At 60.5% G+C, this 22,972-nt stretch carries 23 protein-coding genes and 1 pseudogene; 16 read left to right on the forward strand and 8 right to left on the reverse strand.

Going from position 1 to position 22,972, the window contains the following annotated elements; translation table 11 throughout:
* Nucleotides 1–200 precede the first annotated feature (200 nt).
* The 4 genes and pseudogenes from repB to D6850_RS17500 all read right to left on the reverse strand — a co-directional run.
* Nucleotides 201–1,151, reverse strand: a complete 951-nt coding sequence (repB, locus tag D6850_RS17490) for a plasmid partitioning protein RepB (RefSeq protein WP_245964242.1) — start codon at nucleotides 1,149–1,151, stop codon at nucleotides 201–203.
* A 23-nt stretch (nucleotides 1,152–1,174) separates the two neighbouring features.
* A complete protein-coding gene (repA, locus tag D6850_RS17495; RefSeq protein WP_121168912.1) occupies nucleotides 1,175–2,359 on the reverse strand; it encodes a plasmid partitioning protein RepA in 1,185 nt (394 codons plus the stop codon).
* 302 nt (nucleotides 2,360–2,661) lie between these two features.
* Nucleotides 2,662–3,225: a TraB/TrbI/VirB10 family type IV secretion system protein gene (locus tag D6850_RS19330; protein ID WP_147438924.1), complete on the reverse strand. Its 564-nt coding sequence runs from the start codon at nucleotides 3,223–3,225 to the stop codon at nucleotides 2,662–2,664.
* Nucleotides 3,221–3,701: pseudogene (locus D6850_RS17500) on the reverse strand (recombinase family protein); the annotation flags it as partial. The gene D6850_RS19330 and the pseudogene D6850_RS17500, both read right to left, overlap by 5 nt.
* 358 nt (nucleotides 3,702–4,059) lie before the next feature.
* Between D6850_RS17500 and D6850_RS17505 the strand changes: the two are divergent.
* The 16 genes from D6850_RS17505 (at nucleotide 4,060) to D6850_RS17590 (ending at nucleotide 18,685) form a co-directional block, all read left to right on the forward strand.
* Entirely contained in the window at nucleotides 4,060–6,612 is a 2,553-nt protein-coding gene (locus D6850_RS17505; protein ID WP_121168913.1) for an NAD-dependent epimerase/dehydratase family protein, read from the forward strand.
* Between the two features lie 143 nt (nucleotides 6,613–6,755).
* Nucleotides 6,756–7,184: a Cu(I)-responsive transcriptional regulator gene (gene cueR, locus D6850_RS17510; protein WP_121168914.1), complete on the forward strand. Its 429-nt coding sequence runs from the start codon at nucleotides 6,756–6,758 to the stop codon at nucleotides 7,182–7,184.
* A gap of 19 nt (nucleotides 7,185–7,203) precedes the next feature.
* A complete protein-coding gene (locus D6850_RS17515; protein WP_121168915.1) occupies nucleotides 7,204–7,545 on the forward strand; it encodes a hypothetical protein in 342 nt (113 codons plus the stop codon).
* Between the two features lie 139 nt (nucleotides 7,546–7,684).
* The gene (locus D6850_RS17520) at nucleotides 7,685–9,136 is read left to right on the forward strand and encodes a multicopper oxidase family protein (RefSeq protein WP_121168916.1); all 1,452 of its coding nucleotides are present in this window, start codon (nucleotides 7,685–7,687) and stop codon (nucleotides 9,134–9,136) included.
* A gap of 32 nt (nucleotides 9,137–9,168) precedes the next feature.
* Nucleotides 9,169–10,086: a WD40/YVTN/BNR-like repeat-containing protein gene (locus D6850_RS17525; RefSeq protein WP_245964243.1), complete on the forward strand. Its 918-nt coding sequence runs from the start codon at nucleotides 9,169–9,171 to the stop codon at nucleotides 10,084–10,086.
* A complete protein-coding gene (locus D6850_RS17530; protein ID WP_425452415.1) occupies nucleotides 10,086–10,595 on the forward strand; it encodes a DUF411 domain-containing protein in 510 nt (169 codons plus the stop codon). The genes D6850_RS17525 and D6850_RS17530 overlap by 1 nt, the downstream gene beginning before the upstream one ends.
* A gap of 4 nt (nucleotides 10,596–10,599) precedes the next feature.
* Nucleotides 10,600–10,728, forward strand: a complete 129-nt coding sequence (locus D6850_RS19870; protein WP_281272600.1) for a hypothetical protein — start codon at nucleotides 10,600–10,602, stop codon at nucleotides 10,726–10,728.
* Nucleotides 10,725–11,210: a c-type cytochrome gene (locus D6850_RS17535; protein ID WP_121168918.1), complete on the forward strand. Its 486-nt coding sequence runs from the start codon at nucleotides 10,725–10,727 to the stop codon at nucleotides 11,208–11,210. The genes D6850_RS19870 and D6850_RS17535 overlap by 4 nt, the downstream gene beginning before the upstream one ends.
* A complete protein-coding gene (locus D6850_RS17540) occupies nucleotides 11,207–11,779 on the forward strand; it encodes a DsbE family thiol:disulfide interchange protein (RefSeq protein WP_121168919.1) in 573 nt (190 codons plus the stop codon). The genes D6850_RS17535 and D6850_RS17540 overlap by 4 nt, the downstream gene beginning before the upstream one ends.
* Nucleotides 11,776–12,291, forward strand: coding sequence for a TlpA family protein disulfide reductase (locus D6850_RS17545; RefSeq protein ID WP_121168920.1), 516 nt, complete (start codon nucleotides 11,776–11,778; stop codon nucleotides 12,289–12,291). The genes D6850_RS17540 and D6850_RS17545 overlap by 4 nt, the downstream gene beginning before the upstream one ends.
* A gap of 321 nt (nucleotides 12,292–12,612) precedes the next feature.
* The gene (locus D6850_RS17555) at nucleotides 12,613–12,903 is read left to right on the forward strand and encodes a hypothetical protein (RefSeq protein WP_121168921.1); all 291 of its coding nucleotides are present in this window, start codon (nucleotides 12,613–12,615) and stop codon (nucleotides 12,901–12,903) included.
* Between the two features lie 240 nt (nucleotides 12,904–13,143).
* Complete coding sequence (locus tag D6850_RS17565) at nucleotides 13,144–13,644, forward strand: hypothetical protein (protein WP_121168922.1); 501 nt, start codon at nucleotides 13,144–13,146, stop codon at nucleotides 13,642–13,644.
* The gene (locus D6850_RS17570) at nucleotides 13,638–14,372 is read left to right on the forward strand and encodes a cytochrome c biogenesis CcdA family protein (RefSeq protein ID WP_121168923.1); all 735 of its coding nucleotides are present in this window, start codon (nucleotides 13,638–13,640) and stop codon (nucleotides 14,370–14,372) included. The genes D6850_RS17565 and D6850_RS17570 overlap by 7 nt, the downstream gene beginning before the upstream one ends.
* Nucleotides 14,373–14,564: 192 nt before the next feature.
* Nucleotides 14,565–15,230 carry a L,D-transpeptidase gene (locus D6850_RS17575; RefSeq protein WP_121168924.1) on the forward strand — a complete coding sequence of 222 codons (666 nt, stop codon included), beginning with the start codon at nucleotides 14,565–14,567 and terminating at the stop codon, nucleotides 15,228–15,230.
* A 515-nt stretch (nucleotides 15,231–15,745) separates the two neighbouring features.
* Nucleotides 15,746–18,109, forward strand: a complete 2,364-nt coding sequence (locus tag D6850_RS17585; RefSeq protein WP_245964245.1) for a heavy metal translocating P-type ATPase — start codon at nucleotides 15,746–15,748, stop codon at nucleotides 18,107–18,109.
* A gap of 99 nt (nucleotides 18,110–18,208) precedes the next feature.
* Nucleotides 18,209–18,685, forward strand: a complete 477-nt coding sequence (locus D6850_RS17590) for a L,D-transpeptidase family protein (RefSeq protein ID WP_121169002.1) — start codon at nucleotides 18,209–18,211, stop codon at nucleotides 18,683–18,685.
* A 3-nt stretch (nucleotides 18,686–18,688) separates the two neighbouring features.
* Here the strand turns inward: D6850_RS17590 and phnE are convergent, their stop codons facing one another.
* From phnE to D6850_RS17610, 4 genes are read right to left on the reverse strand one after another with little or no spacing between them, the layout of a single operon-like run.
* Entirely contained in the window at nucleotides 18,689–19,447 is a 759-nt protein-coding gene (gene phnE, locus D6850_RS17595) for a phosphonate ABC transporter, permease protein PhnE (RefSeq protein WP_121168927.1), read from the reverse strand.
* Complete coding sequence (locus D6850_RS17600; protein ID WP_121168928.1) at nucleotides 19,447–20,229, reverse strand: phosphonate ABC transporter ATP-binding protein; 783 nt, start codon at nucleotides 20,227–20,229, stop codon at nucleotides 19,447–19,449. Before D6850_RS17600 ends, phnE begins: the two co-directional genes overlap by 1 nt.
* Nucleotides 20,226–21,101 carry a phosphate/phosphite/phosphonate ABC transporter substrate-binding protein gene (locus D6850_RS17605; protein WP_121168929.1) on the reverse strand — a complete coding sequence of 292 codons (876 nt, stop codon included), beginning with the start codon at nucleotides 21,099–21,101 and terminating at the stop codon, nucleotides 20,226–20,228. Before D6850_RS17605 ends, D6850_RS17600 begins: the two co-directional genes overlap by 4 nt.
* Nucleotides 21,101–22,957: a cytochrome c peroxidase gene (locus D6850_RS17610; protein WP_245964246.1), complete on the reverse strand. Its 1,857-nt coding sequence runs from the start codon at nucleotides 22,955–22,957 to the stop codon at nucleotides 21,101–21,103. Before D6850_RS17610 ends, D6850_RS17605 begins: the two co-directional genes overlap by 1 nt.
* Nucleotides 22,958–22,972: the final 15 nt, after the last annotated feature.

Consider the following 22,972-nt stretch of genomic DNA (forward strand, 5'->3'; position numbering starts at 1 on the left):
CCGGAGCTTTGCCAATATTTTTCATTGCTTTGTCAGCTGACAAAGATTTCCCGTTCGCTCCAGAGCGTTTTCTCTTGTGTAGTGATTCGCTGGCTGCTAGATTCTAGGTGTCTAATCTAAGAATTGCGCCTTGCGCAGCAGCCCTCGAAGCTCCGGTTTCGAGGGTTTTCTTTGTTCGCCTTCCTCCTTTCTGCTCGTCCTCAGTTGTCATCCCGCGGGTTTACATCTGTAAACTCCGCGTAGGATTTCTTGATGATTTCGGAGAGATTGCTCTCTAGCCAATTCGCAAAGCCAGCGTTTGCACCGGTCTTCTTTACCGACAACGACAAGGCGTTTCGCCCACTCTTGATGACCACACCTTCCATCGGGGTGATCTCTTGAGGCCGGTCGCCTGTCTTTGCCCCGCGCTTCTTTGCCTCCTTCAGAAGCGCTTCAAGGCGTTCGTCAGAACCCATCGAAGGGCTGACCTTCGTCAAGACGTCGCGCGCGACTTTTTCAGTCAGCTTCTTGGCTAGAAACAACTCCGCCAATTCCGTCCATTTTGGACGGCCAGACTTGGGGGCCGATCCGACCATATCTCCAATTTTGGTCGGTATGTTCTGCGTTACTTTTATCAGATGAGAATGGCCTGATGCGGATAGGTTCAAGACCTGCCTCACAGTCCCGGTATCGTGGCCAGCACTCTGAATAGCCTCGGCAAAGCGCGCTTTTTCGTAGAACGATAAGTTTCGCCGCGCCGCGTTTTCCAGGCCTTTGGCCAACAGCGCTGTCGCGTCGTCGACGTCCTGAACGTTTGCCCGTGCCTTGATGCCAAGTTCGCGGCAAGCCTTCAGGCGGCGACGGCCATAGATGGCTTCAAATCGGCCGTCGGCAACTTTTGATCTTCTGACAAGGATCGGAACCTGCTGCCCGCCCTCGCGAATACTGTCCTTCAGCGCTACAAAGCTGTCGCCGTCATCATCCTCAGCGTTTACAGCTGTAAACTCATCCAATCGATCCGTGGGCCCCCAATCATCAATCAGGTTTGGATCAATCTCGCGGATCGAAGCCAAAGAACCTTGAAGCGCGCCCAAGGCCGGCGCGCTGGTTCTCGGCGTCTTTTCAGCTGACGAACCGCCAGAGCGTGCGATCGTGTTTGCAATACCGGACATGTCACGAAGGGATTTTCTTGCCATTACTTACGCCCCCATGCCTGATGAATCATCACTTCAACCTCGTGCCCGACTGCATCCATCGAACTCTTGGCGCGATCATATGTGGCACGAGTCATTTCTGATCGAAGCACCTCATAGATTGACTGTTTGAGCATCGTTGCGTCGCTGATCGCCGTGCTTTTCAATGCGGTCGCAGACATAACTCGATCCTGGAAAAGCGCCCGCATGAAGGATGTAAGCTGTTGCGAGGGAATGTCCGTCGGCTCATCCCGCGTAATCAGAAATTTGAAGTGATCAAATTGCAGCGTCGCGCCCGCATCTTCGATCACGCCCATATACGCGCCCGCCAGTTCAAGAAATTGCGCCGTTGACGAGACATCCAACATGGACGGAGCCAGCGGAACGATCAATGAGCTTGCAGCAGCCATTCCCGCGATGGTCAGGAAACCGAGCTGCGGAGGGCTATCCATAAGAACCAGATCAAATTTATCTTCGACCTGTGCCAATGCATTGCGAATGCGCGTGAAGAAAGGACGGTCCGGGTTTGATTGAACTGCCGACTCCGTCTCGAACTCCGACAGCATCAACCGGGCAGGGGCAATCGAGAGGCCTGGGAAATACGTTGGAACAACAACGTCAGCCATACTCACGGGATCATCATAACGTATCGCATCGTAGACAGTTAGACCGTCGAACTCGATCTCGGGGCTAATCCCGCACATGGACGTGAGTGAGCCTTGCGGATCGAGGTCGACAACCAAGGTCCTGTAACCACGAAGCGCAAAGTAGTGGGCAAGATGGATGCTTGTAGTACTCTTGCTGGAGCCGCCTTTGAAATTCATCAACTGCCAAACTTGCAGCTTCTCTTCATCCGATCGCTTCGGCAGATAGCGACCCTTCGTTCGCGAAGATTTCTCAAGCACTTCGCGTGCGCTCCAGATGTCTTGCGCAGTGTAGAAGCGTCGCCCTCCGCGAATGTCTGCCGGTTCAGGGATCGTGCCTTCTGCATGGACTTTGCGCATAAACTGACCAGAGACACCCAGCAGTTCCGCCGCTTCGGGTGCCGAAAAAGGTCGTAGCATTTTCGTGCTATCTGGGGCAAAAGCAGTAAGAAGATGCTCCCTTATGGCAGCGTTCAGCCGTTCGGAAATGTCCGTAGCGAGCGTCGAAGGCCGTTCATTTGCAAGTGGTGTCACAGGAATCATGTGGTTGCCTCAAATTCAGAAATGCGGCCTTTTTCACGCCACTTGGTGACAAAAGCCGTGATTCACTCGCCTAAGTCAAGATTTTTCCTCTATATAGTGTCTAATCAAGCATCAAGAGACTACATCCATGCACCTGCACTGCACCCAGTTTACAGTTGTAAACAGCCTGACGCGTGAGGTATCTCTGCAGACCTCCGCCAACAGCCGCGCCTTTTGACTCCCAAGAAGTCATGTCTTCGAGGTGGAGATCAGTTTGCCGAGCCGGAAATCGGAGCGACTCCACAGGCGCACAAGTGCGGAGATCAGAGGGCCCTTGGGCGCAGTTTGGACGAACTCGCCCGCGAGATCGTTGCCGACCTCCGCGAGGCCCTTGTAGAGATCTTGCTCAATCGTTGGGGCCGGGCGGGCGACGCAGTAACGCAGCCGAGATCGACGAGAGACGTGCCAGGGTCGGAAAGCGCGTCGCCGACGCCCGACACGAGCGCTGCGGCAACCCGCGGCGCATAGCGCGCGAAGAGACGCCGATTCAGGTCGCTGCGCACAGCAAGTGACTTTTGCCGCGAATCAACCGCATCGGCGGATACTGGGATCTCATGCCGTTCGCCAGCACCGCCGTGTTGAAGCGGACGATGAAGCGGCCCTTTGCGGATTTCAGCGACGACCGGGCCCGGCGTGTCGCTGGTGATGATAATCGAGGCGAGAACGACCACGTCGGCTCGAATGAGCGGTTCGGCAAGGGCAGGGGGGCCGGACCAAGGCCCCGTGCCATTACTCGTTCGCCAAGATGGGGCAGGATCTTCACCGGCGACCAGGTCTTTTTCGACAACGACGGTGACGGCCGACGGTTGTGCGTTAAATGCAGCCATTTTGCCGCGCCAATCGCACCTTGCGCAGCGCCGCCGGATCCTTGGCGCGGAGTCCAAGGTTGCCATCCACGCATCCCTTGCTGCGGGCGCTGGCCAGTCCGGCCCTGGGGGCGCTCGCGGATCAGTGCGCGCTCGAACTCGGCGGCGCGCCCCAGGCCCTGCAGGGTGAACTTGCCCTGCGGGAAGCCGTTTTGATCGGGCCTGTAGTGAGCGGAAGAATGCGCCCTTCGCCTCGAGTCGCTCGATCACCTCCAGAAGATGCGCCGAGACCGCGCCAGGCGGTCGATCCGCATGACGGCCAGCGTGTCGCTCTTCTGAGTCCGCTCCAGCACGCGCGCCAGTACGGGCCGGGCACGATTGCCGCCAGAAGCGTGCTCTTCAAAATCTCGACGCAGCCCGCAGATTTTCAGGGCCTCTGACTGGGGCAGGGCAGTTTGATCCTCGGTGGAGACGCGGCCATAGCCGATCAGGGGCATGAAGACGGACCTTTTGCAATTTAGCATGCTGCGACTAGACGACGGGTTGCCGACAATCTATTTAAAGCTTCCAGTATTTGGAACGTCAATAGAAGACCTTTTTTAACTCGAATGGTTCAACCGTAGTGGAACCCCCAACCTTCCAGCGCTGGAATTTGAAAAGGGATCACATAGTCTTACGTCATAATTGAACCGTACCTGAGCAAAGGAAAAGGACGATGATGGATGGTGGTTCGATGGGTGGCAGTATGATGCTTGGCATGGGAGTTGTCTCGCTTCTTGTCGTGGTAGTGCTGGTTCTCGCGATCATTGCGCTAGTGAAATACCTGCGCACATAGCGGATAGCCGGAGCGTTGCGATGGCGGATGAAAGTAAACCCGTTGTCATTGTCACCGGTTCGAGCGGTTATCTCGGGGCTGCGGTGGTGCGGCGCCTGCATGAACGTTATCGCGTCGTCGGCCTTGATCGGTACTCACCGCCGCATCCACCGCATCAGGCCGAGTGCGTTTGTTTCGACATCACCGATCAGGCCAGTGTCGATACCGCTCTTGACCGCGTGCGTCTTGCCTATGGCGACAAGATTGCCGCCTGCGTTCATCTTGCCGCCTATTTCGACCTGACCGGCAGGGATGACCCCGCCTATGATGCGGTCACGGTCGAAGGGTCGAAACGTCTTCTGAAGGGACTTCAGGCGTTTGAACTGGAACAGTTCGTTTTCGCGTCAACGATGTTGGCCCATGGCCCGACCGAGCCGGGCGAGCCGATCACCGAGGACCATCCCTTCGACCCGAAATTGCCCTACCGGGCTTCGAAAGTGCGCACGGAAGAAGCGCTGCGCGAGGAACGCGGCGACGAGAAACTCGTCCTGATGCGCCCCGCCGGTATCTACGACGACACCGGGAAATCCACCTTCCTCGCCCATCAGATCGCCCGAATTTACGAACACCGCGTCAGCGGCAAGGTCTATCCGGGCGATCTTTCGCGCGGGCAGGCGTTTCTGCACCTCGACGACTTCCTCGACGCGGTGGAGCGCATCGTTGACCGTCGCGGCGATCTGCCCGACGTTTTTCCCGTACTTCTTGGCGAGACTGATCCGATTCCGTTCGGCGAATTGCAGCGTCTGATCGGTCGCGAGTTGCATGGCGAGGACTGGATCACCTGGAACGTGCCGCCGACACTGGCCAAGCTGGGTGCCTGGACGGAAAACAAGATCTTCGGCGAGGATGCCTTCATTCGAGCATGGATGGTCGATATTTCCAGCGATCACTATGAACTCGATCTTTCGACGGCGAAAAGGCACCTGGCCTGGACGCCCGAGCACAGCCTGCGGGCGGACATGCCGGGCATACTTCAGGCTTTGAAGGACGATCCCCACGGATGGTATGAGACGAACGGATTGAACGCCGCGCGAGTCTCGGCGGCCAAGGTCGAGAACGCCGCGGCCAGAGAGGCTGATCAGGACGCCCCCTCCGAGGCCGAGGTAGACGCGGCAGGCCGCGAGCACGATCAGCACATGCGGCAGATGCATTTCTCGATGCTCTGGGTGCACTGGCTGGTCATGGCCCTCGGCCTGTGGCTTGCCACAGCGCCATCGGTGTTCGGTACCTTCGATCAAACAGAGTTCAGCGCGGCGGTCCAACGCGTGACAGAGGATCGCGGACTCTGGGCTGCTGCGACCCGCAGTTGGATGACTGCCTGGAACGACGTGTTCACCGGACTTGGGTTCATGGTCTTCGCGGCGTTCTCGCTGCGTCATGGCAATGGCTGGGCACAATGGGCGAACGCTGCGCTTGGCGTCTGGCTGCTGGCCGCCCCGCTGGTGTTCTGGACTCCGGATGCGGTCGTCTATGCCAATGACACGCTGATCGGAGCATTGGTGATCGCGCTGACGATCCTGATCCCCATGATGCCGGGCATGTCGCGCGAAGGGATGATGGACGACACCGATATCCCCCCCGGCTGGACCTACTGCCCCTCCACCTACGTTCAGCGCTTGCCGATCATCGCTCTCGGGGTCGTGGGTTTTATCCTGTCGCGCATCCTGTCGGCCTATCAACTGGGCCATGTGGACGGCGTGTGGGAGCCGTTCTTCTCGTCGCCCTCCGCGCTGAACGGAACCGAGTACATCATCACCTCCGACGTCTCGAAAGCGTGGCCGATTGCGGACGGCGGCCTTGGTGCCATGAGCTACATGTTCGAGATCCTCATGGGCGTCATGGGCAGCCGCCTGCGCTGGCGCACGATGCCGTGGATGGTGGCGCTCTTCGGCATCGTGGTCGGTCCGCTCGGGGTGATCAGCATCTATTTCATCATCATTCAGCCGATAGCCATCGGCACTTATTGCACGATCTGTCTGCTGGCGGCGCTGGCGATGCTGATCATGATCCCGTTCTCTCTTGATGAGATCGTGGCGATGATCCAGTTCATGGTCTGGAACACCCGCCGGGGCAGACCGTTCTGGCGCGCGTTCTTCCGGGGCGATGCGCTACCCGGTGGCACGACCGGAGGCGAAATGAGCTTTGATGCACGACCGATGCAAATCTTTCGACAAAGCGCCCGCGGCGTCACCGTTCCCTGGACACTCGGGCTAAGCGCGGCAATCGGTGCCTTCCTGATGCTGTCGCGCGCGATCTTCGGCAACGAAGCGGCAATGGCGAACAGCGATCATCTTCTGGGCGCGCTGGTCCTGACCACCGCGGTCATCGCCTGGGCCGAGGTCGCACGCCCCCTGAGGTTCCTCAACATCCTCTTCGGCCTTTGGCTCATTATCGCGCCATGGTTGCTGGACGGAGGAACCGTTGCGGGTGGCTTGGTCGGCATCCTTTCCGGGTTGGCGCTTGTCGCCCTCAGCATGCCGCGCGGCAAGCGCAGCAAGGAGCACTACGGAAGTTGGGACCGGTTCATCGTCTGAATGGCAGCTACGTACCGCTGAAACTGCGCGTGGTGTTCGGCGACCAAGCTTAAAGCAAGGCGTCAAACAAACTCCAAGGATTTTCCTTGACCTTCCAGTAAGTGGAACTTCTATATCACTTTTTGAAGAGAGGATCATCGGCCATGAACATCGGAAATGTGTCTGAACAAAGCGGGTTGCCCGCAAAAACGATCCGATATTATGAGGATATCGGCCTTGTGCAACCGTCGCGGCACGAAAACGGCTACCGCGATTTTGCTGTTCAGGATCTGCACAAGCTGGCGTTTCTCGGCCGGGCCCGGTCCTTGGGTTTCAGCATCAAGGAGTGCCGCACGCTATTGTCGCTGTACGAGGATCGCGAACGCTCCAGTGCCGACGTCAAGGCAATCGCCCAAAGTCACCTCACGCGGGTGGACCGGAAAATCAAGGAGTTGCAGGCCCTGAGCGCGACACTTCGAGATCTTGTTGTTCGGTGTCATGGCGATGAACGACCTGATTGCCCGATTATGGATGATTTGACGCGCTCCGACTTCGCGAAGACGCGAAAGCATCTCGCTGGAACAACCCTCTAAACATTGGTAAGTAATTCCCATGCACCTCTTCGCCCGCCTCATGATGACAGCCGTCCTTGCCGCCTTCGCGGCGAGCTCGGTTGCGCATGCGGCCGGTTCAGCGAGGATGGCATCGGAAATGATCGTTGCGGGTGTCGACGTGACAGGTGCCGGCTGCGAGGCGTGTGATGACGATGCGGCGGGAACCTTAGGCATCGCATGCGATTTCGTGTGCAACTCGGCGGTCGCCGCCGCGCTGGTGGAAACGTCGGCGGGATGCGGTCCTTTTGCAGTTTCGAGCGCTCATGGAATGATGATCGAGCAAGATTTTCACGGTCTGACCGGCCCGCCAGCCAAACAACCTCCAAGACTCCTTCTCTGATCTGACACGCGCCGCGGCTTTGCGGCCTCGTGTCATACCGTGACGCCAGAGCCATGACGCTCCGCGTTGCGGGTACTCCCAACCGCAGTTGCCGCTATGGCTCCGGCGGAGGATCCAATTATCAGAGAGCTCCTGTCCGATGTCGTTGAAATACAAACCTACCGTGACGCGCCGCGCCTTTGTCGCGTCGTCGCTCGCGGGTGTCATGTCCACCACTCTGCCTTTTCCGGGGGCGGCGGAAGCCGCCACCCAGAGATTCTCGCTCCGGGCCGCACAGGGAAGGACACGGCTTGTTCCTGAGCCACATCCCGACACCGCGGCCTGGTGCTACAACGGCAAAGTACCGGGCCCGGAGATCCGCATCCGGCAAGGCGAACGCCTGCAGGTCGAGGTTACCAACGACCTTGCAGAGGAAACTACCGTGCATTGGCATGGTATCCGGCTTCCGAACGCAATGGACGGGGTGCCGCACCTTACACAGGTGCCGATCGCCCCGGGCGACAAGTTCGTCTATGAATTCGATGCAGTCGATGCCGGCACCTTCTGGTATCATCCGCACCAGCGCAGCTTTGAACAGATCGGCAGAGGATTGTACGGCGCGCTGATTGTCGAAGAGAAAGAACCACCGCGGGTTGACCGCGAGGTCACCTGGATTCTGGACGATTGGCGACTGACCGAGAGCGCGGCGATTTCGGACGATTTCGGCGACTTGGGTGACATGAGCCATGGCGGCCGCCTTGGCAATACAGTCACGGTCAACGGCAACGTTGCGGATACCTTCAGCGTAAAATCCGGTGAGCGAATTCGCATCCGGCTCATCAACACGGCCAACGCCCGTATCTTCGCGCTGAACTTCGAGGGCCATGCACCTCGGATTATTGCGCTTGATGGACAGCCCGTAGAACCGCACGCGCCACAGGACGGGCTGGTGCTGCTGGGTCCCGCAATGCGCGTGGACCTGATCCTCGACTGTACCGCCGCTCCCAACGCAAAGGCACAGGTCGTCGACCGTGCCTATCAAGACAGTCCATACCGCATCCTTGATCTGGCCTATGACGAAACCGCCTTGCGCGATGCCCCGCCGGACTGGCCAATGAGTTTGACCCCTAATCCCTTGCCTGAACCCGACCTTGCCGCCGCGAGCCGCCATGAAGTGGTGTTTACCGGCGGAATGATGGGTCAGATGGTCGAACGGCAGATGGGCCTTTCCGGATCCAATCGCATGATGGGGGGTGGCATGATGGGGATGCAGGGCAAAAGCCCGGGTATCTGGTTCGTCAACGGCGTGGCCGCCGAAGAACGTGTCAGCGACCCCTTTCTGACCCTCGCGCGCGACACCAGCCACATTCTCGAACTGACCAACGCGACGGCCTTCGCACACCCGATCCATCTGCACGGTCATTCGTTCCGGGTGATCAGCCGAAACGGCGTTCCGACCGAGCATCAGGAATGGCAGGACACGGTTTTCATGTCCGTCGCCGAACGGGTCGAAATCGCATTTGTCGCCGACAATCCCGGCGACTGGATGTTCCACTGCCACATTGCCGAGCATATGGCCGCCGGAATGATGGGCGTTATCCGCGTCACGTGAACCCTGGAGACTAAGACATGAGAACCGCAACAATGGAATTTGAACCGACTAGGCGTCACTTTCTGTCGATGGGTGCGAGTGCTGGCGCAATGCTCGCATTGCCCGGCGCGGTGCGCGCGGCAAGTGGGATCACAGACATGCGCCTGCTCGCCTTCGATGGCGACAGGTTGTTGACCGCAAGTGAAACACTGATGGCCAGCCCTGACGGCGGTCGCAGCTGGCATGAGCGGCCAACACCCGCGCCATTCTCCTCGATTGCCACGCATCCTGCGCGTCCCGGACGTGTGCTTGCCGGTTTGGCGCAGGAAGGCGTGGCCGTGTCCGACGATGGTGGGGCGACATGGCTGCGCCGAAGCGAGGGGCTCGCACCCGGCGAGGTCACCGCGGTGATTGTGGCGGCCGGAAATCCTAACATGTTCTATGTCGCGATCCGTGGCGACGGACTTTGGAAGAGCGAGGATACGGGCAAAACATGGTCACTTGCGATGGACCGGCCCTGGCTCGACGAAGCCGAGCGCGATCCACTTGCGTTGGCGTCGGTCGATCTCGAAACAGGGATGGGCGGCATCTGGATCTATGCCGGAACCGAGAAGGGTCTGACCCGCGTTCCGGATTGTTTCTGCCGCTGGCAGGATGTCCAACCCGGTAATGCAATGGACGCTCTGGTGACGGGCGATGCACCGCCGGCTGAGGCACCACTGCCTTCTGACGAGCCGATCCTGTCGCTGGTCAGCGCCCCCACGGCACCGTCGACGCTTTTCGCGGCGCTGCCGTCCGGGGTGTGGACGTCACAGGACGGCGGTGTGGTCTGGGCGCACAAAGCAAAAGGGCAGGGGAGGGCCGTCGCGGTCCACCCCACAGACGAAAATCACGTAGTCGCCATCCTCGATGGCAACCTGAAACTCAGCCGCGATGGCGGCGCAACCTGGACCACCATCGCGGTCGCATGATGGAGAACCCCATGAAGAGAAGAATTTTCCTTGCATCCCTCGCTGCACTTGGCGTTGGCGGAACCTTCGCGTTGACGACGCTGACCGCGGCGCAAGGCACTGACGACACGACCGATTTCACCGCACCAGATGCGGCAGGCGGGCCAAAGCAGATCATCATCTGGCGCGATCCCGGCTGCGGCTGCTGCGATGCCTATGCCGATTATTTGGAGGAACACGGCTATCAGGTGACGCGTGTCGATGACCGCAACTTTGACAAGCGCTCAGTTGAGGTCGGTGTTCCCGAACAAGGGCTCGGCTGCCACCTGGCCGAGATCGAAGGCTATTACGTCAGCGGACTGGTGCCAGTCGAAATCATGGAGCGGCTGGTCTCCGAAAAGCCGGACATCACCGGCATTACGCTGCCAGGGATGCCGCGCAATGCTCCGGGTATGGCACGTGAGAAGACCGGCACGCTCAAGACCTATGCGTTCGGCGAGGGCGGGATCACCGTTTACTCCAATGAATGAATGCATGGACATGATGAGCGGCTCAATGATGGGAGGGATGATGATCGGCGGCGGGATTTTGCTGCTGCTTGTCGTCCTGGTTCTGCTGCTGAGCCTCGCCGCACTCGTGAAATACCTCCGGAGTACGATATGAGACGGGCCGCGACCTTTGGTGCGGTCGCCTTCGCGCTGACCGCAATCGGCTTTGGCGTCCTTGCCGAACCTGGCCTCGATAATGGCTCGGTGAGCGGCCTGTCTTTCCTCGGGGAGTCCGTGACAGGGGCTGATATCGCAGCGGGCGAGGCGCTATATGCGGAGAGTTGCGCGTCCTGCCATGGCGCTGAACTGGAAGGGCAGCCTGACTGGCGCCGGCGATTGGACAACGGTCGCATGCCCGCGCCGCCGCACGACGAAACTGGCCATACCTGGCACCATTCAGACCGGAATCTCTTCATCGTGACCAAGGGAGGCGTCGGCGCGATCGTCCCCGGTTACGAGAGCGACATGCCCGCGTTCGAAGACATCCTGACCGACGATGAGATTGCCGATGTACTCTCATATATCAAGAGTACGTGGCCGGACCGTCAGCGCGAATTCCAGGCGGAAGTCTCCGCCAACGACAAAGGTGATTTATGAGCCCGGTGGAGGAACCACGCCGCCGGAAGGGTCGGCTTGTGTCCGTGCTGCCGGTCGTGATCTTCGCCCTCATTGGCGCGGGCTTCTACTGGGGCCTGTTCAATGGCGACGACAATCTGCCTTCACCGCTTATCGGAAAGGCAGTGCCCGAATTCGACCTGCCGCCGATCGAAGGGCGGGCAGACGGTCTGTCGACCGCCGACCTGAAAGGGCAGGTGTCCATCGTCAATGTCTGGGCGTCCTGGTGCGTGCCATGCCGGGTCGAGATGCCCTTGCTGAACGAATTGGCCGCTCGGGACGAAACTGCGATTTTCGGTATCAATTACAAGGACCGCCCCGAGGAAGCTCTGAGTTTTCTTGTAGAGCTTGGTGACCCGTATACGCGGATCGGTGCCGACCGGAACGGGCGCGTGTCCATCGACTGGGGCGTCTACGGGATTCCGGAAACTTTCGTAATCGATGCCGACGGCCGGATCGCCTACAAGCATATCGGCCCTTTCAACCGCCGCTCACTGGAAGAAGACATCCTCCCGTTCGTGCGGCAGCTTCAGGAAGGAGCAGAACCATGAAAAGACGCGACCTATTCGCTGGTATGGCGGCACTTGGCGTCGCGGGACCGGCTCAGGCACGGCCTCTGATGCCGCTTCACGATAAGCCGCGCGAGATGCTGTCGCCACCATTCGTGGACGGTAAGGGCCGCGATCTGACGCTGGCGGATTTCCGGGGCAGGGTGGTTCTGCTGAATATCTGGGCGACTTGGTGCGTCCCCTGTCGCGACGAGATGCCGACACTTGATGCGTTGCAGGAAAAACTGGGCGGTGATGATTTCCACGTCCTGCCGCTGTCTATCGACCGGGCCGGGATGCGGGTCGTGCGTAGCTTCTACGACGAAATCGGCATCCGCCACCTCGAGATGTATCTCGCCGACAGCACGCGGGCCATGCTGGCCTTTGGCGCGATGGGCCTTCCTACCACGATCCTGATCGACCGCGACGGTCTCGAGCGCGGGCGACTTGTTGGACCGGCGGAGTGGGACAGCCCGGAAGTCATGGCTCAAATCCAGAATCTCATCAATGAATAGGAGTGAACAACGAATGTCTGAAACATCTTCTCACACGGAGACACCGGTAGCAGGCCCGTGGCGGCCGCAAATGGGACGCCGAAGTCTGATTCTTGCGTCAATGGCGATCATCGGTGCCGGGCTCTACCTGAATTGGGGCTGGGTGACCGCCATCGGGGCGGCTCCGCTGATCCTGGCCTTGGCACCCTGTGCCGTTATGTGCGGGCTGGGTGCCTGTGCAATGTGCAAATCGAAATCATGCGAAAAAGAGAGTTCGGCCGCAGAACCGGGCCTGCCGAGGGACTGAACCCGACAACCTCAAGAAACCTTAAGGAGAGACTAATGACACCTATCAAGAAACTGAGCTTCGCCGTCTCCGTGGCAACCCTATTGGCAACCGGTGCGGTTGCCCAGGATAGCACCGGATCGTCTGGCCAGATGATGGACGGTGAGAGCGGCATGACCGGCAACATGATGAACAGCGATATGTCGGGCATGGAGGGCATGGAGGGCATGATGCCCATGATGAAAATGATGCAGCAGATGGGTCCGATGATGAAGGCCTGCACCGAAATGATGGAAGCGATGAACAGCTCTATGGGTGAAATCGCACCTTCAACGGACAATGGCTGAACAACTATCGCCAGGGCCAGCCGCCCCCGGCGATACGACACGGAGGATAAGCATGACCTGTAGACCAACCGCTCGGAAGATCTGATCGCGCAGTCGCGCCAAGGCGCCGCTTGTACATGTCATAGCCCGCGGCAACCGCCATGCAGGGATCTTCGAAGGTTCCGCTTTACGCCACATCAACATGATCCTGTACGTCAACGGCCTTGCAAATGAGTATTGAAGGAAAATTGGATTCCCAGCATGACAGTAAATACAGAACGCTTTGAGACAAGCGAAACCGGATGGCTGTCCGTCATCCGGCGGTACATCGTCTATTCCGCCGCCGGACACCTGGTCTGGGAAGCCGCCCACATCCCGCTCTACACGATCTGGATCGAGGAAAGCTGGGGCGAAATTGCTTTCGCGATCGTGCATTGCACCGGCGGGGACCTCTTGATCGCCATGAGCACTCTCTTGCTCGCTCTGTTTCTTGTCGGGGGGCACGCATGGCCGTCGGAGCGCGCAGGCGGCGTCCTGCTTCTGGCCGTGGGCTTGGGCGTTTCTTACACGATCTTCAGCGAATGGCTAAACATCGTGATCCGGGCGGCGTGGGCGTATCGCGACCTCATGCCGGTGGTACCCGTCGTTGACGCTGGTCTCACGCCCCTACTTCAATGGATCATCGTTCCAACACTGGCGTACTGGGCCGCCACAAGAGTCCCCCTACACAGGCTTATCAGGAGTAGACGTGAACCATGGTAGATATCTCGATCCTGGGTTTAACTGCCGCACTCTTGGCCGGCACGATCTCGTTTCTGTCGCCCTGCGTGCTGCCGCTTGTGCCGGGATATGTCTCGTATGTGGCCGGACGTACAGCCGCCGAGGGCGGGGCAGTTCCGGCCTCCGCCTCGCGCGCCGTTTGGCTGAGCTTGTGTTTTGTCCTTGGCTTTTCGACGATATTCATCGGGCTTGGGGCATCGGCGACGGCAATGGGTCAGGCTTTGCTGCGTTGGCGATATGAACTCAACCTGGTTGGGGGCGCCATCGTCATTGTGTTTGGACTGTTCATGATCGGAGCTGCGCGCTTCTCGGTCATGGAACGCGATCTCCGTTTCAATCTGAACATCCCCGGAGGCCAACCCGTCGCATCTTATGTTCTCGGGCTTGCCTTCGGTTTCGGTTGGACTCCGTGCATCGGCCCGATCCTTGGCGCGATCCTCACGGCGAGCGCCGCCAGCGCCACAATGAGCGAAGGCGTTGCGCTGCTTGCTGTCTATTCCGCCGGTCTTGGAATTCCGTTTTTGATCGTGGCCGGCTTCACAGATCAGATCGCGGGCCGACTTCGGGCCATAGGCCGGGTCGGCCGTCGCCTTCACCAGGGTGCGGGCGTCGTGATGATCCTGATGGGTTTGGCAATGATGACCGGACAACTGAGCGCGCTGTCATATTGGATGCTCGATGCTTTTCCGATTCTGGGACGGATTGGATAGATTCAAGGAAAGATGAGTCGATTGGTAACAAAAAGTTTCCTTGAACCTCTAGTAGCTTTAGGAGTTAGCCCACAACTAACAACGGCACCCGAGGGAAAGTTTCCAACACTACCTCACTCTTTCCTGGGCGAAAAACAATGCGTGCGGAATATCGCTCGGCCCGCCGTCAAAATTGGGAAAGGATAACAAAAGATGCTGACACGACGTCACTTCATCCAAACGACCACCGCGCTGTTTTCGGCGTCAATCTCCGGCCCGCTCCTTGCTGACACATGGCCGACCGAAGCGCAAAAGGCGGCATGGGACGCACAGGTCACACCGCCCGGGTACGATCCGGCCACATCGAACCCATGGGGCGTGCACCCTCGGTTCCTGCCTCAGCGGGTTGTCGCGAAAGACGGGCTCGTCCCGGGAGATATCCATGTGGATGCCGTGGCGCGCTATCTCTATCACATCGAAGAAGGCGGCACGGCAATGCGCTATGGCGTGGCAATTGCACGCGGCAAGCTCTACGAGCCGGGCACGTACACGATCAAACGCAAGGTGAAGTGGCCACATTGGCAGCCGACGCAAAACATGATCGACCGCGACCCGGAACTCTACGCCGATATTGCTGACGGTATGGAGCCGGGGCCCGAGAACGCGCTCGGGTCGCGGGCCCTTTATCTCTATGTCGGCAACCGGGATACCTATCTAAGAATACATGGCACGCCGCACCCGAGTAGCATCGGTGGGCGCGCGAGTTCCGGCTGCGTTCGGATGATAATGGCACATATCAACGACCTTTATCCCAACGTGCAGACTGGCTCGACAGCGTTCCTTTACTCGGCAGAGGATAGCGTAGTCAGGCAGAGCTGAGGCCGCATCTGTAGCGGCCATACTTGGAGAAATGCTCTATTGAACCTTACGACTGGCGGGCGGTGCAGATAGGACTGCCGCCAACCGCGCGCAGCGGCACCAGGGTCGTTTCCACCGGGCCGCTATGCTCATACCAATAACAACCGTCTTCCGGGCGCAGCCTTGCCGAAGTGAGATCCTGATTGGGAGCAGCAAGGTTAGCGACCGCTTCGGGAACGCTTCCGACCTCGTTCAAAGCGCCGGGAGACTCAAATGTCGGAGCTGCGCATCCGGCGATGAGCAGCAGTCCCGCTGCGACGATAACGTTTCGTTTCCACATATAAGCCTCTGACGCTTCACATATTATTGGTTCCGGTCAGTCTGGCACACCGCCAGCTTGGTAACAAGTTGCAAGGAGGCTGTTCCTTTCCTCAATTGGCTAGAGCCGATCTAAAAACAAACGCAATTTCTGTCTTGAAGCTCTAGTTGCTGTAGCTGCTATATCAATCAGGTCTCAGCGAATCCCGAGGTATTTTATGTCGTCCGACAGCCACCGTCTCGACCACGACCATTCCAACGCAGCCGACCATGCGCATGCTCAAGCAGCTCCTTGCTGCGGGAACGGCAAGTCATGTGGAGAGGTTTCTCCGCAGACTCCTGCACCATCCGGCGGAAGAAACTTCCAGGTCTCTGGCCTGGATTGTGCCGAAGAGGTGGCGATCCTGAACCGGGTCGTGGGTCCGAAAGTCGGCGGAACCGAGCATCTTGCCTTCGACGTGATCAACGGACGGATGACCATTCTCGACAGCGCGGAGAAGATTTCGGACGACGAAGTTGCGCGGTTGGTCGCAAGCACCGGGATGACCGCGAAACCGTGGGATGCAGACAACGCAGCGGAAGACCAAGCGGCGCACGTGGCTCGTCAAAGGCGTTTTACCGCGCTGAGCGGTGGGTTCTGGGCCGCGGGTTTTCTATACCACATCGTTGAGACCGGAATGGGCGGGGCGCTCGGGCTCTTTTCAGGGCATGGGGAGGTGCCTATGCCCCTGACGGAGGCGGGGCTCTTCGCGGTTGCTATCCTCTTTGGTGTCTGGCTCGTGGCGCCCAAGGCCTGGTCTTCAGCGCGCCGGCTCTCACCCGATATGAACCTGCTGATGGTGGTCGCCGTGGCTGGCGCCATCGGCCTCGGCGAATTCTTCGAGGCGGCGACGGTCGCGTTCTTTTTCTCGCTCTCGCTTTATCTTGAAAGCTGGAGCGTCGGTCGCGCGCGCAATGCCGTCTCCGCTCTCCTCGACCTCGCGCCTCCGACGGTGCGGGTGCTCTATGACGACGGATCGGAAGCAGACGTCCCGGCCTCTGCCGTGGCAGTGAATGCAAGGTTCATCGTGCGCGGCGGCGATCGTGTCCCGCTCGACGGTGAAGTCGTGGATGGGGCAGGGGCCGTCGACCAGGCCCCCATCACCGGTGAAAGCGCGCTGGTGCCAAAAGAGTCCGGAGACGAGGTCTATGCCGGAACGATCAACGGCGAAGGTACGCTGACGGTGCGGGCGACCAAGGCCGCGTCGGATACGGTGCTCGCAAAAATCATCCGCATGGTCGGCGATGCTCATGCCCGGCGGGCGCCGGTCGAACAATGGGTCGCGAAATTCGCCCGTGTCTACACCCCTATCGTGATGGCGCTGGCAATTGCGATCGCGCTGCTGCCGCCGCTCGTGCTGGGCGGAGCATGGAATTACTGGTTCTACAACGCACTGGTGCTTCTGGTCATCGCCTGCCCCTGCGCGCTGGTCATCTCGACGCCGGTCTCCATCGTCGCCGCGCTCACAGCATCGGCGCGTGCTGGCGTTCTGATCAAGGGAGGTGCCTATGTCGAAGCGCCGAGCCGCACCACAGCGCTTGCGATGGACAAGACCGGTACGATCACCATGGGCGAGCCCGAGGTGGCAGCGGTTCATCCGATTGGCAGGGTGTCGGCACGGGATCTGCTGACACGGTCCGCAAGTCTCGAGGCACGGTCATCGCACCCGCTCGCACGGGCCATTCTGGCGCGGGCCGAAACCGATGGTATCGACGTGTCTGCCGCAGAGGACACCCGCACGGTTCCGGGGCGGGGGTTGGAAGGACGCTCGGATGGTCGGTCGATCTGGCTGGGCTCAGACCGTTTCGCCGAAGAGAAGGGGTTCAGCAAGGCCATTCCGAAGGATCTTCGCGACAGGATCGAAGGTGCCGGCAGCACGCTTGTTGCCGTGGGCGACGAGAGCGGGGTGACCGGCGTTCTGGAACTGCGTGATCGCATCCGGCCCGATGCCAAAGGCATCGTCGCGCGACTGCACGCACAGGGTGTGAAAACCATTGTGATGCTGACGGGCGACAATGAGCGCACGGCGCGCGCGGTGGCCGCCGAGGTCGGTATCGACGAGGTCCGCGCCGAGCTCTTGCCAGAGGACAAGGTCACGGCCATCGAGGAGCTAGTCGCGGATCACGACATCGTGGCGATGATCGGTGACGGCGTGAACGACGCGCCGGCCATGGCGCGGGCGCATTATGCCATCGCCATGGGCGCTGTCGGATCGGACGCGGCCATCGAAACGGCGGATATCGCGCTGATGACCGACGACATCGGCAAGGTTCCCTGGCTCATCGGGCATTCGCGCCGAACGATGGCGATCATCCACCAGAACATCGGCATCTCGCTTGCGACGAAGGGGCTGTTCGTTGGCCTGACCGCATTCGGTATGGCCTCAATGTGGGGTGCCATCGCCGCGGATGTGGGCGTGTCGCTGCTGGTTGTCGCCAACGCGCTACGGCTTTTGAACGGTCACCGGGACGATGCAAGGCCTTCGGGCGGCGAACCGGTTGGCGAGCAGATGGCAAAGGGCGCGCTTGCACACGGGCATTGATCAGGCCCGCTCGGTCGAGTAGCGTCGGAAATCAAACAGACCTCGCATAAGGGGCTTTGAGCAGTGATATATAACAGAATTCCGCGTCGGATCCTGCTGTTGGGTGGATTGGCCGCCTTCCTGTCGGGCTGCGCAAGCAAGTTCCGATCGTATGATGGACCCGAAGTGACCCGGCTGCGCATGTACAAGGCAGAGCGGTTGCTGGTCCTTGATGGGGCGGACGGTGTTTTGCGCACCTATCCCATCGGATTGGGCTTCGCGCCTGTGGGCCACAAGCAGTTCGAGGGCGACGGTCGCACACCGGAGGGCTCCTACCTGCTTGATCGGCGCAATCCTGACAGCCTTTTCCATCTCTCCATCGGTATTTCGTATCCGAACGAGGCCGACATTGCTTACGCCAAGACGCAAGGGCAATCTCCGGGCGGGGACATCTTCATTCACGGCGGCCCGCGACGCGGGATAGACCCCATGGATGTCCGCGACTGGACGGCAGGGTGCATCTCGGTCACAGATGACCAGATAGAAGAAATCTACGCCATGGTAAGAAACGGAACGCCCATCGACATCTATGCCTGATGGTCAGGCAAAGCGACGGCGGAGCGCGACATTGATCGCCTCGATCGCGATGACCATAACGACAACGGCAATCGTGACGCTGGCCGCCTTGTCATACTGGAACGAGCGCACGTAGGTCTGGATGTAAAAGCCGATCCCGCCCGCGCCGACAATGCCGAGGATCAGCGACTCGCGGAGGTTCAACTCGAACCGGAAGATTGTGTCGCGGGCGACGACAGGTGCCATCTGCGGCCAGATCGCATGTCTGAGCCGTACGAGTGGTCCGGCGCCCGCACTTTCCAGCGCGGCGATGGGTGCGCGGGACACGCCGTCGATCGCCTCGGCATAGAACTTGGCGAGCATCCCCGTCGCATGAAACGCGACCGCGATGATGCCGGGCAGGGGTCCGAGTCCGACCGCGCCGACCATCAGCATGGCCACCAGGATCAACGGGATCGCTCGAATGAAGGCAAGCAGCGTTCGAACCGGCCGGAACACTGCACGCGACACCATCGTCTCGGATGCAAGGATGCCCAGTGGAATTGACAGGATCACCGCGCCGAGGGAGCCGAGGATCGCGATCCTCAGGGTTTCCGCGCTGCCCTTTCTGATCTCGGCCATCACCGACGGGTCGGGCGGAAACATCCGACCGAGGAAGTCGGTGATCCGCGGACCGGCCGACATTAGACGCGACAACTCGACATCGGTCGTGGCGAAGGACCACAGAATCGCACCGGCGATCAGGGTGCTGGTCACAAAGCCGCCAAACCCGCGAAACGCCATCAGGATACCGCCCTGAGACCGCGGCCGGACATTGGCTCGACCTCCCGGTAGAGGTCCGCTGTTGTATCGTCATTCAGCTCTGAGGTCGGCACATTGAAGGTGATCCGCCCGCCACGTATGCCGATGATCCGCTGCGCGAAGCGCCGCGCCAGGTCGGGCTGGTGCGACGAAAACAGCGCCGTCGCGCCGCGCACCCGTGCCGCCTCGGTCAGCAGTGCCAGGATTTCTCCGGCACGCGCGGGATCGAGATTGCTGACAGGTTCGTCGGCCAGGATCAGTCGCGGTTCCTGTGCAAGGCAACGCGCGATGGCCACGCGTTGCCGCTGCCCGCCGCTGAGACTGTCGACCCTGCGCTCGGCGAGGTCGGCGATGCCGCAATCGGCGAGCGCTCTGTGCGCAACCTCCACATCGCGGGCGGTTGGCGATCCCAGGAAGGCGCGAAGGGGAGGCATTCGTCCCAGACGACCGTTGAGGACGTTGCGTAGTACCGTTGATCGCTCAACCAGGGCGAATTCCTGAAACACAAAGCCGGTATCGGGGCGAAGCCGGCGCAGCGGCGGTTGATCTGGATCGAGCGACGCACCCAGTACCGAAACCCGTCCGCGCCAGCCCCGGAGCCTGCCGTCGAGCAATGCAAGGAGCGTCGTCTTCCCAGCCCCGGACGGGCCGAGCAAAGCTGCGCTCTCGCCAGCCGGAACAAGAAGCGAAACCTTCTCCAGCGCAGGAAGGTCTGCGCCCGGGTGGGCGAAGCTCAGGTCGTCGATTTGCGCGGCTAAATTCATCTCAAGAACCCGTATCGCCGTGCCATGTCGCGCACGCCATCGTAGGCGGAGGAATCGGCCCTGACATAGCCATCCGGGCCGTAGAGGTGACGCAGCTTGTCGCGATTTTCGGGCTCGTTGAGCCGCATCATCGCGTCGACAAACCGGTCCTGCAGGCCAGCGTCGAGTCCCGGGCGCGCGATCACCAAGTGGCTCGGGATTGACTCGCTTTCCGCAATCCAGGTCACCTGAGCCTGCTGCGTCGGGGTCAGAAGCAGGTCGGCATACTGGCTCGCGCCTGCCGCATCGACCAGGCCCTCGGCCATCGCCTGCATCGCTTGCTGATAGCCCCCCGCAAAGAACATTCGGCCAAAAAAGGTCTCCGCCGCCCCGGCATCCTCGACCAGCCCAGCCTGCACAAATTCGGCGAGTGGATAGAGATAGCCCGATTCCGAGATTGGGTCGGCGAAGGCAATGTCTTTGCCGCGGAGGTCGGAAAGAGTTTTGATACCGCTGTCGCGACGGACGAAGATACGTCCGGTGTAGCTCGGCGCGCCACGATAGACCTCGGACAGGAGCGGCACCGCGCCGATCTCGGCCTCGGCCAGCACGAAGGGCAGCGCGCCCATGAAGGAAATATCTGCGTCGCCGTTCCTCAGCGCCTCGACCGCCGCGGCATGGTCGATGGTAACGAAACCTTCGACTGGAACGCCGACCTGCTCCGCCAGCCAACGGGTGATCGCGTCGATGTCGCCAAGCAGTTTGTCGGGGTTCTCCTGCGGGATGAAGGCGAGGCGCAGCATATTCTCCTGGCCCACGAGCGGAGTCCCGAAGGCGAGCGCACTTGCGCCGGACAGGATCAATGCCGTTCTGCGGTTCAGGTGCAGTGCCATCAGAAAGCCCTCTCGTCGAGTGCGGCTGCCTCGGCCTTGAACGCGCTCCAGCTTGCTTCAGCGCTCGCCCAGTCCTCGTCTCGCACTGCGGCACCGACTTCAGCCAGCCGTTCGGCGAGCACGTAGACCTCGGACCGGGCGGCAAGATTCGACATGGTGCTGGCGTCGGCGGAGAGATCGGCAGCGACTGTGTCGGTCAAGAGCAGAATGTGTTCGGCGTCCCGCCGCGGCAGTAGCGTGTCCAGTGTCGAGGCGAATGTCGTCAGTTCCGAGAATGCCAGCCGAAAGGACGTGTTCGCGGCGTCGAAAGCCTCATAAGGTGCGTCCGCCGCGCCTATGGTTTCAAGATAGGCCGTCAGATCCGCGCGGTCCGCCTCGGTCAGCCCGAGCGATTTGGTATCGTCGAACCAGTCAACCACCGCTGCGAGTGACGGCTGCGATCCGTCGTGGAAGTAGGGGGCCGTATACGCAGTACCGAGCAACGTCGGCGTGTCGAGCGCGCCCGCGCGCGCGCCTTCGTAAGCCGCCGCGACGGAACCGATGTCGTGAGCCTGCCGGTCGAGGAAGTTTCCGTCCGGCACGTGGCAGCTGGCGCAGGAACGGTCGCTGAGCCCTGCGAGAGGTCGGTTGAAAATCTTCTCGCCCCGTCGGGCCGCTTCCGGGGCCGCGTCGGTCAGCCTGCCGTCCCCCGTCAGCATCCTGTTCGGCAGAAAGTCGAATTCGAGCATATATGCGACGAGGGCGTCCATCATGAACGGTGTCGGCTCGTCGCCGCCGAATTCGTTGACGATCACGTTGCGGGTAAAGTCGCGCAGAGACGCAAAGCGACCGTCGCGGCCGTAGGGCCCAGTGAAGCGGAGGCCCCGCAGCGACGGGATGTCGAGCGGATCGTCGCGCCGGTCGTTGAAAATCGGGTTGAAGAAGGCACCGTCCACGTCGATCGCACCCGGTTGGTGGCTGGCACCCGGAATGAAGAGTCTCTGGTTAACGTCTGAGCGGTTGTGACAGGTCGAGCAGGCGATGCCCAGATCGCGCGCCGGGCTGCCGAAGATTTGTGCGCTGTCAAACAGCATGTCGCCATAGGCGACGAGCGGAAGGTCGGTTTCGTCGATGCCTTGTTCTTCGAAGTTGAGTACGAGCAGCGGCAGCGGGTCTTGGTCGAAGATGTCGGAGCCGGGCGGCAGGCTTGGCGGCACCTCGATCGTGCGACCGCTGAGCACGGCGGTTTCCGGCAAGGCGCTCAGCTTCTGACGCGGAGCGAAGCTGTCCAAGAGGTAGTTCTCCGCGAGGTAGTCGGAGATGACCGCGCGCGTCGCCTCCATCGTGTCGCGGTCAGTGGATGTGGCGCCCGCGCCCAGGACGCCGGCGGAACCCGTACTGCTGTTGAGCTCAAGCCAGGCCAGGCCGATTTGCCTCGCTGTGTCTGGCTCGGCTGCCGCGATGCCGTCCGCGAACCCACGATAGAGTTCCCGCGCTGTCCGCACGGCCTGCTGCGCAAGCGCCGGGTCTTCGACCGCAACCGCCCGATCCAGTTCCTCTTCGATCCGGAGCGCGATGAGCTGCGTCGCCTCGGCAAAGACCGCCTGCCGGTCTTCAAGGGAGATCGCGTTCAGAAGCTGGGCAGTATCGATGTCGCTTTCGCTGTCTAGCCACGCCAGAGCACCGCTGGAGAATTCCGAACCCCGGTAGGGTTCGGTCCAGGCCCTTTCAACTTCGTCCCAGGGCAGTGGTTCGAGATTTCCAAGGAAGAGCGTTAGCCGGTAGGCCGCCGCCTCGGGAAGCCAGGGGGCTTCCTTGGCAGGCGTCGCGGTAACAGGTCCGGACAGGACGAGCGCACCTGCACATATGGCAAACAATACTCCCAAGACGTC

Origin of the sequence: Roseovarius spongiae, assembly GCF_003651245.1 — a bacterium.
Taxonomy (GTDB): domain Bacteria; phylum Pseudomonadota; class Alphaproteobacteria; order Rhodobacterales; family Rhodobacteraceae; genus Roseovarius; species Roseovarius spongiae.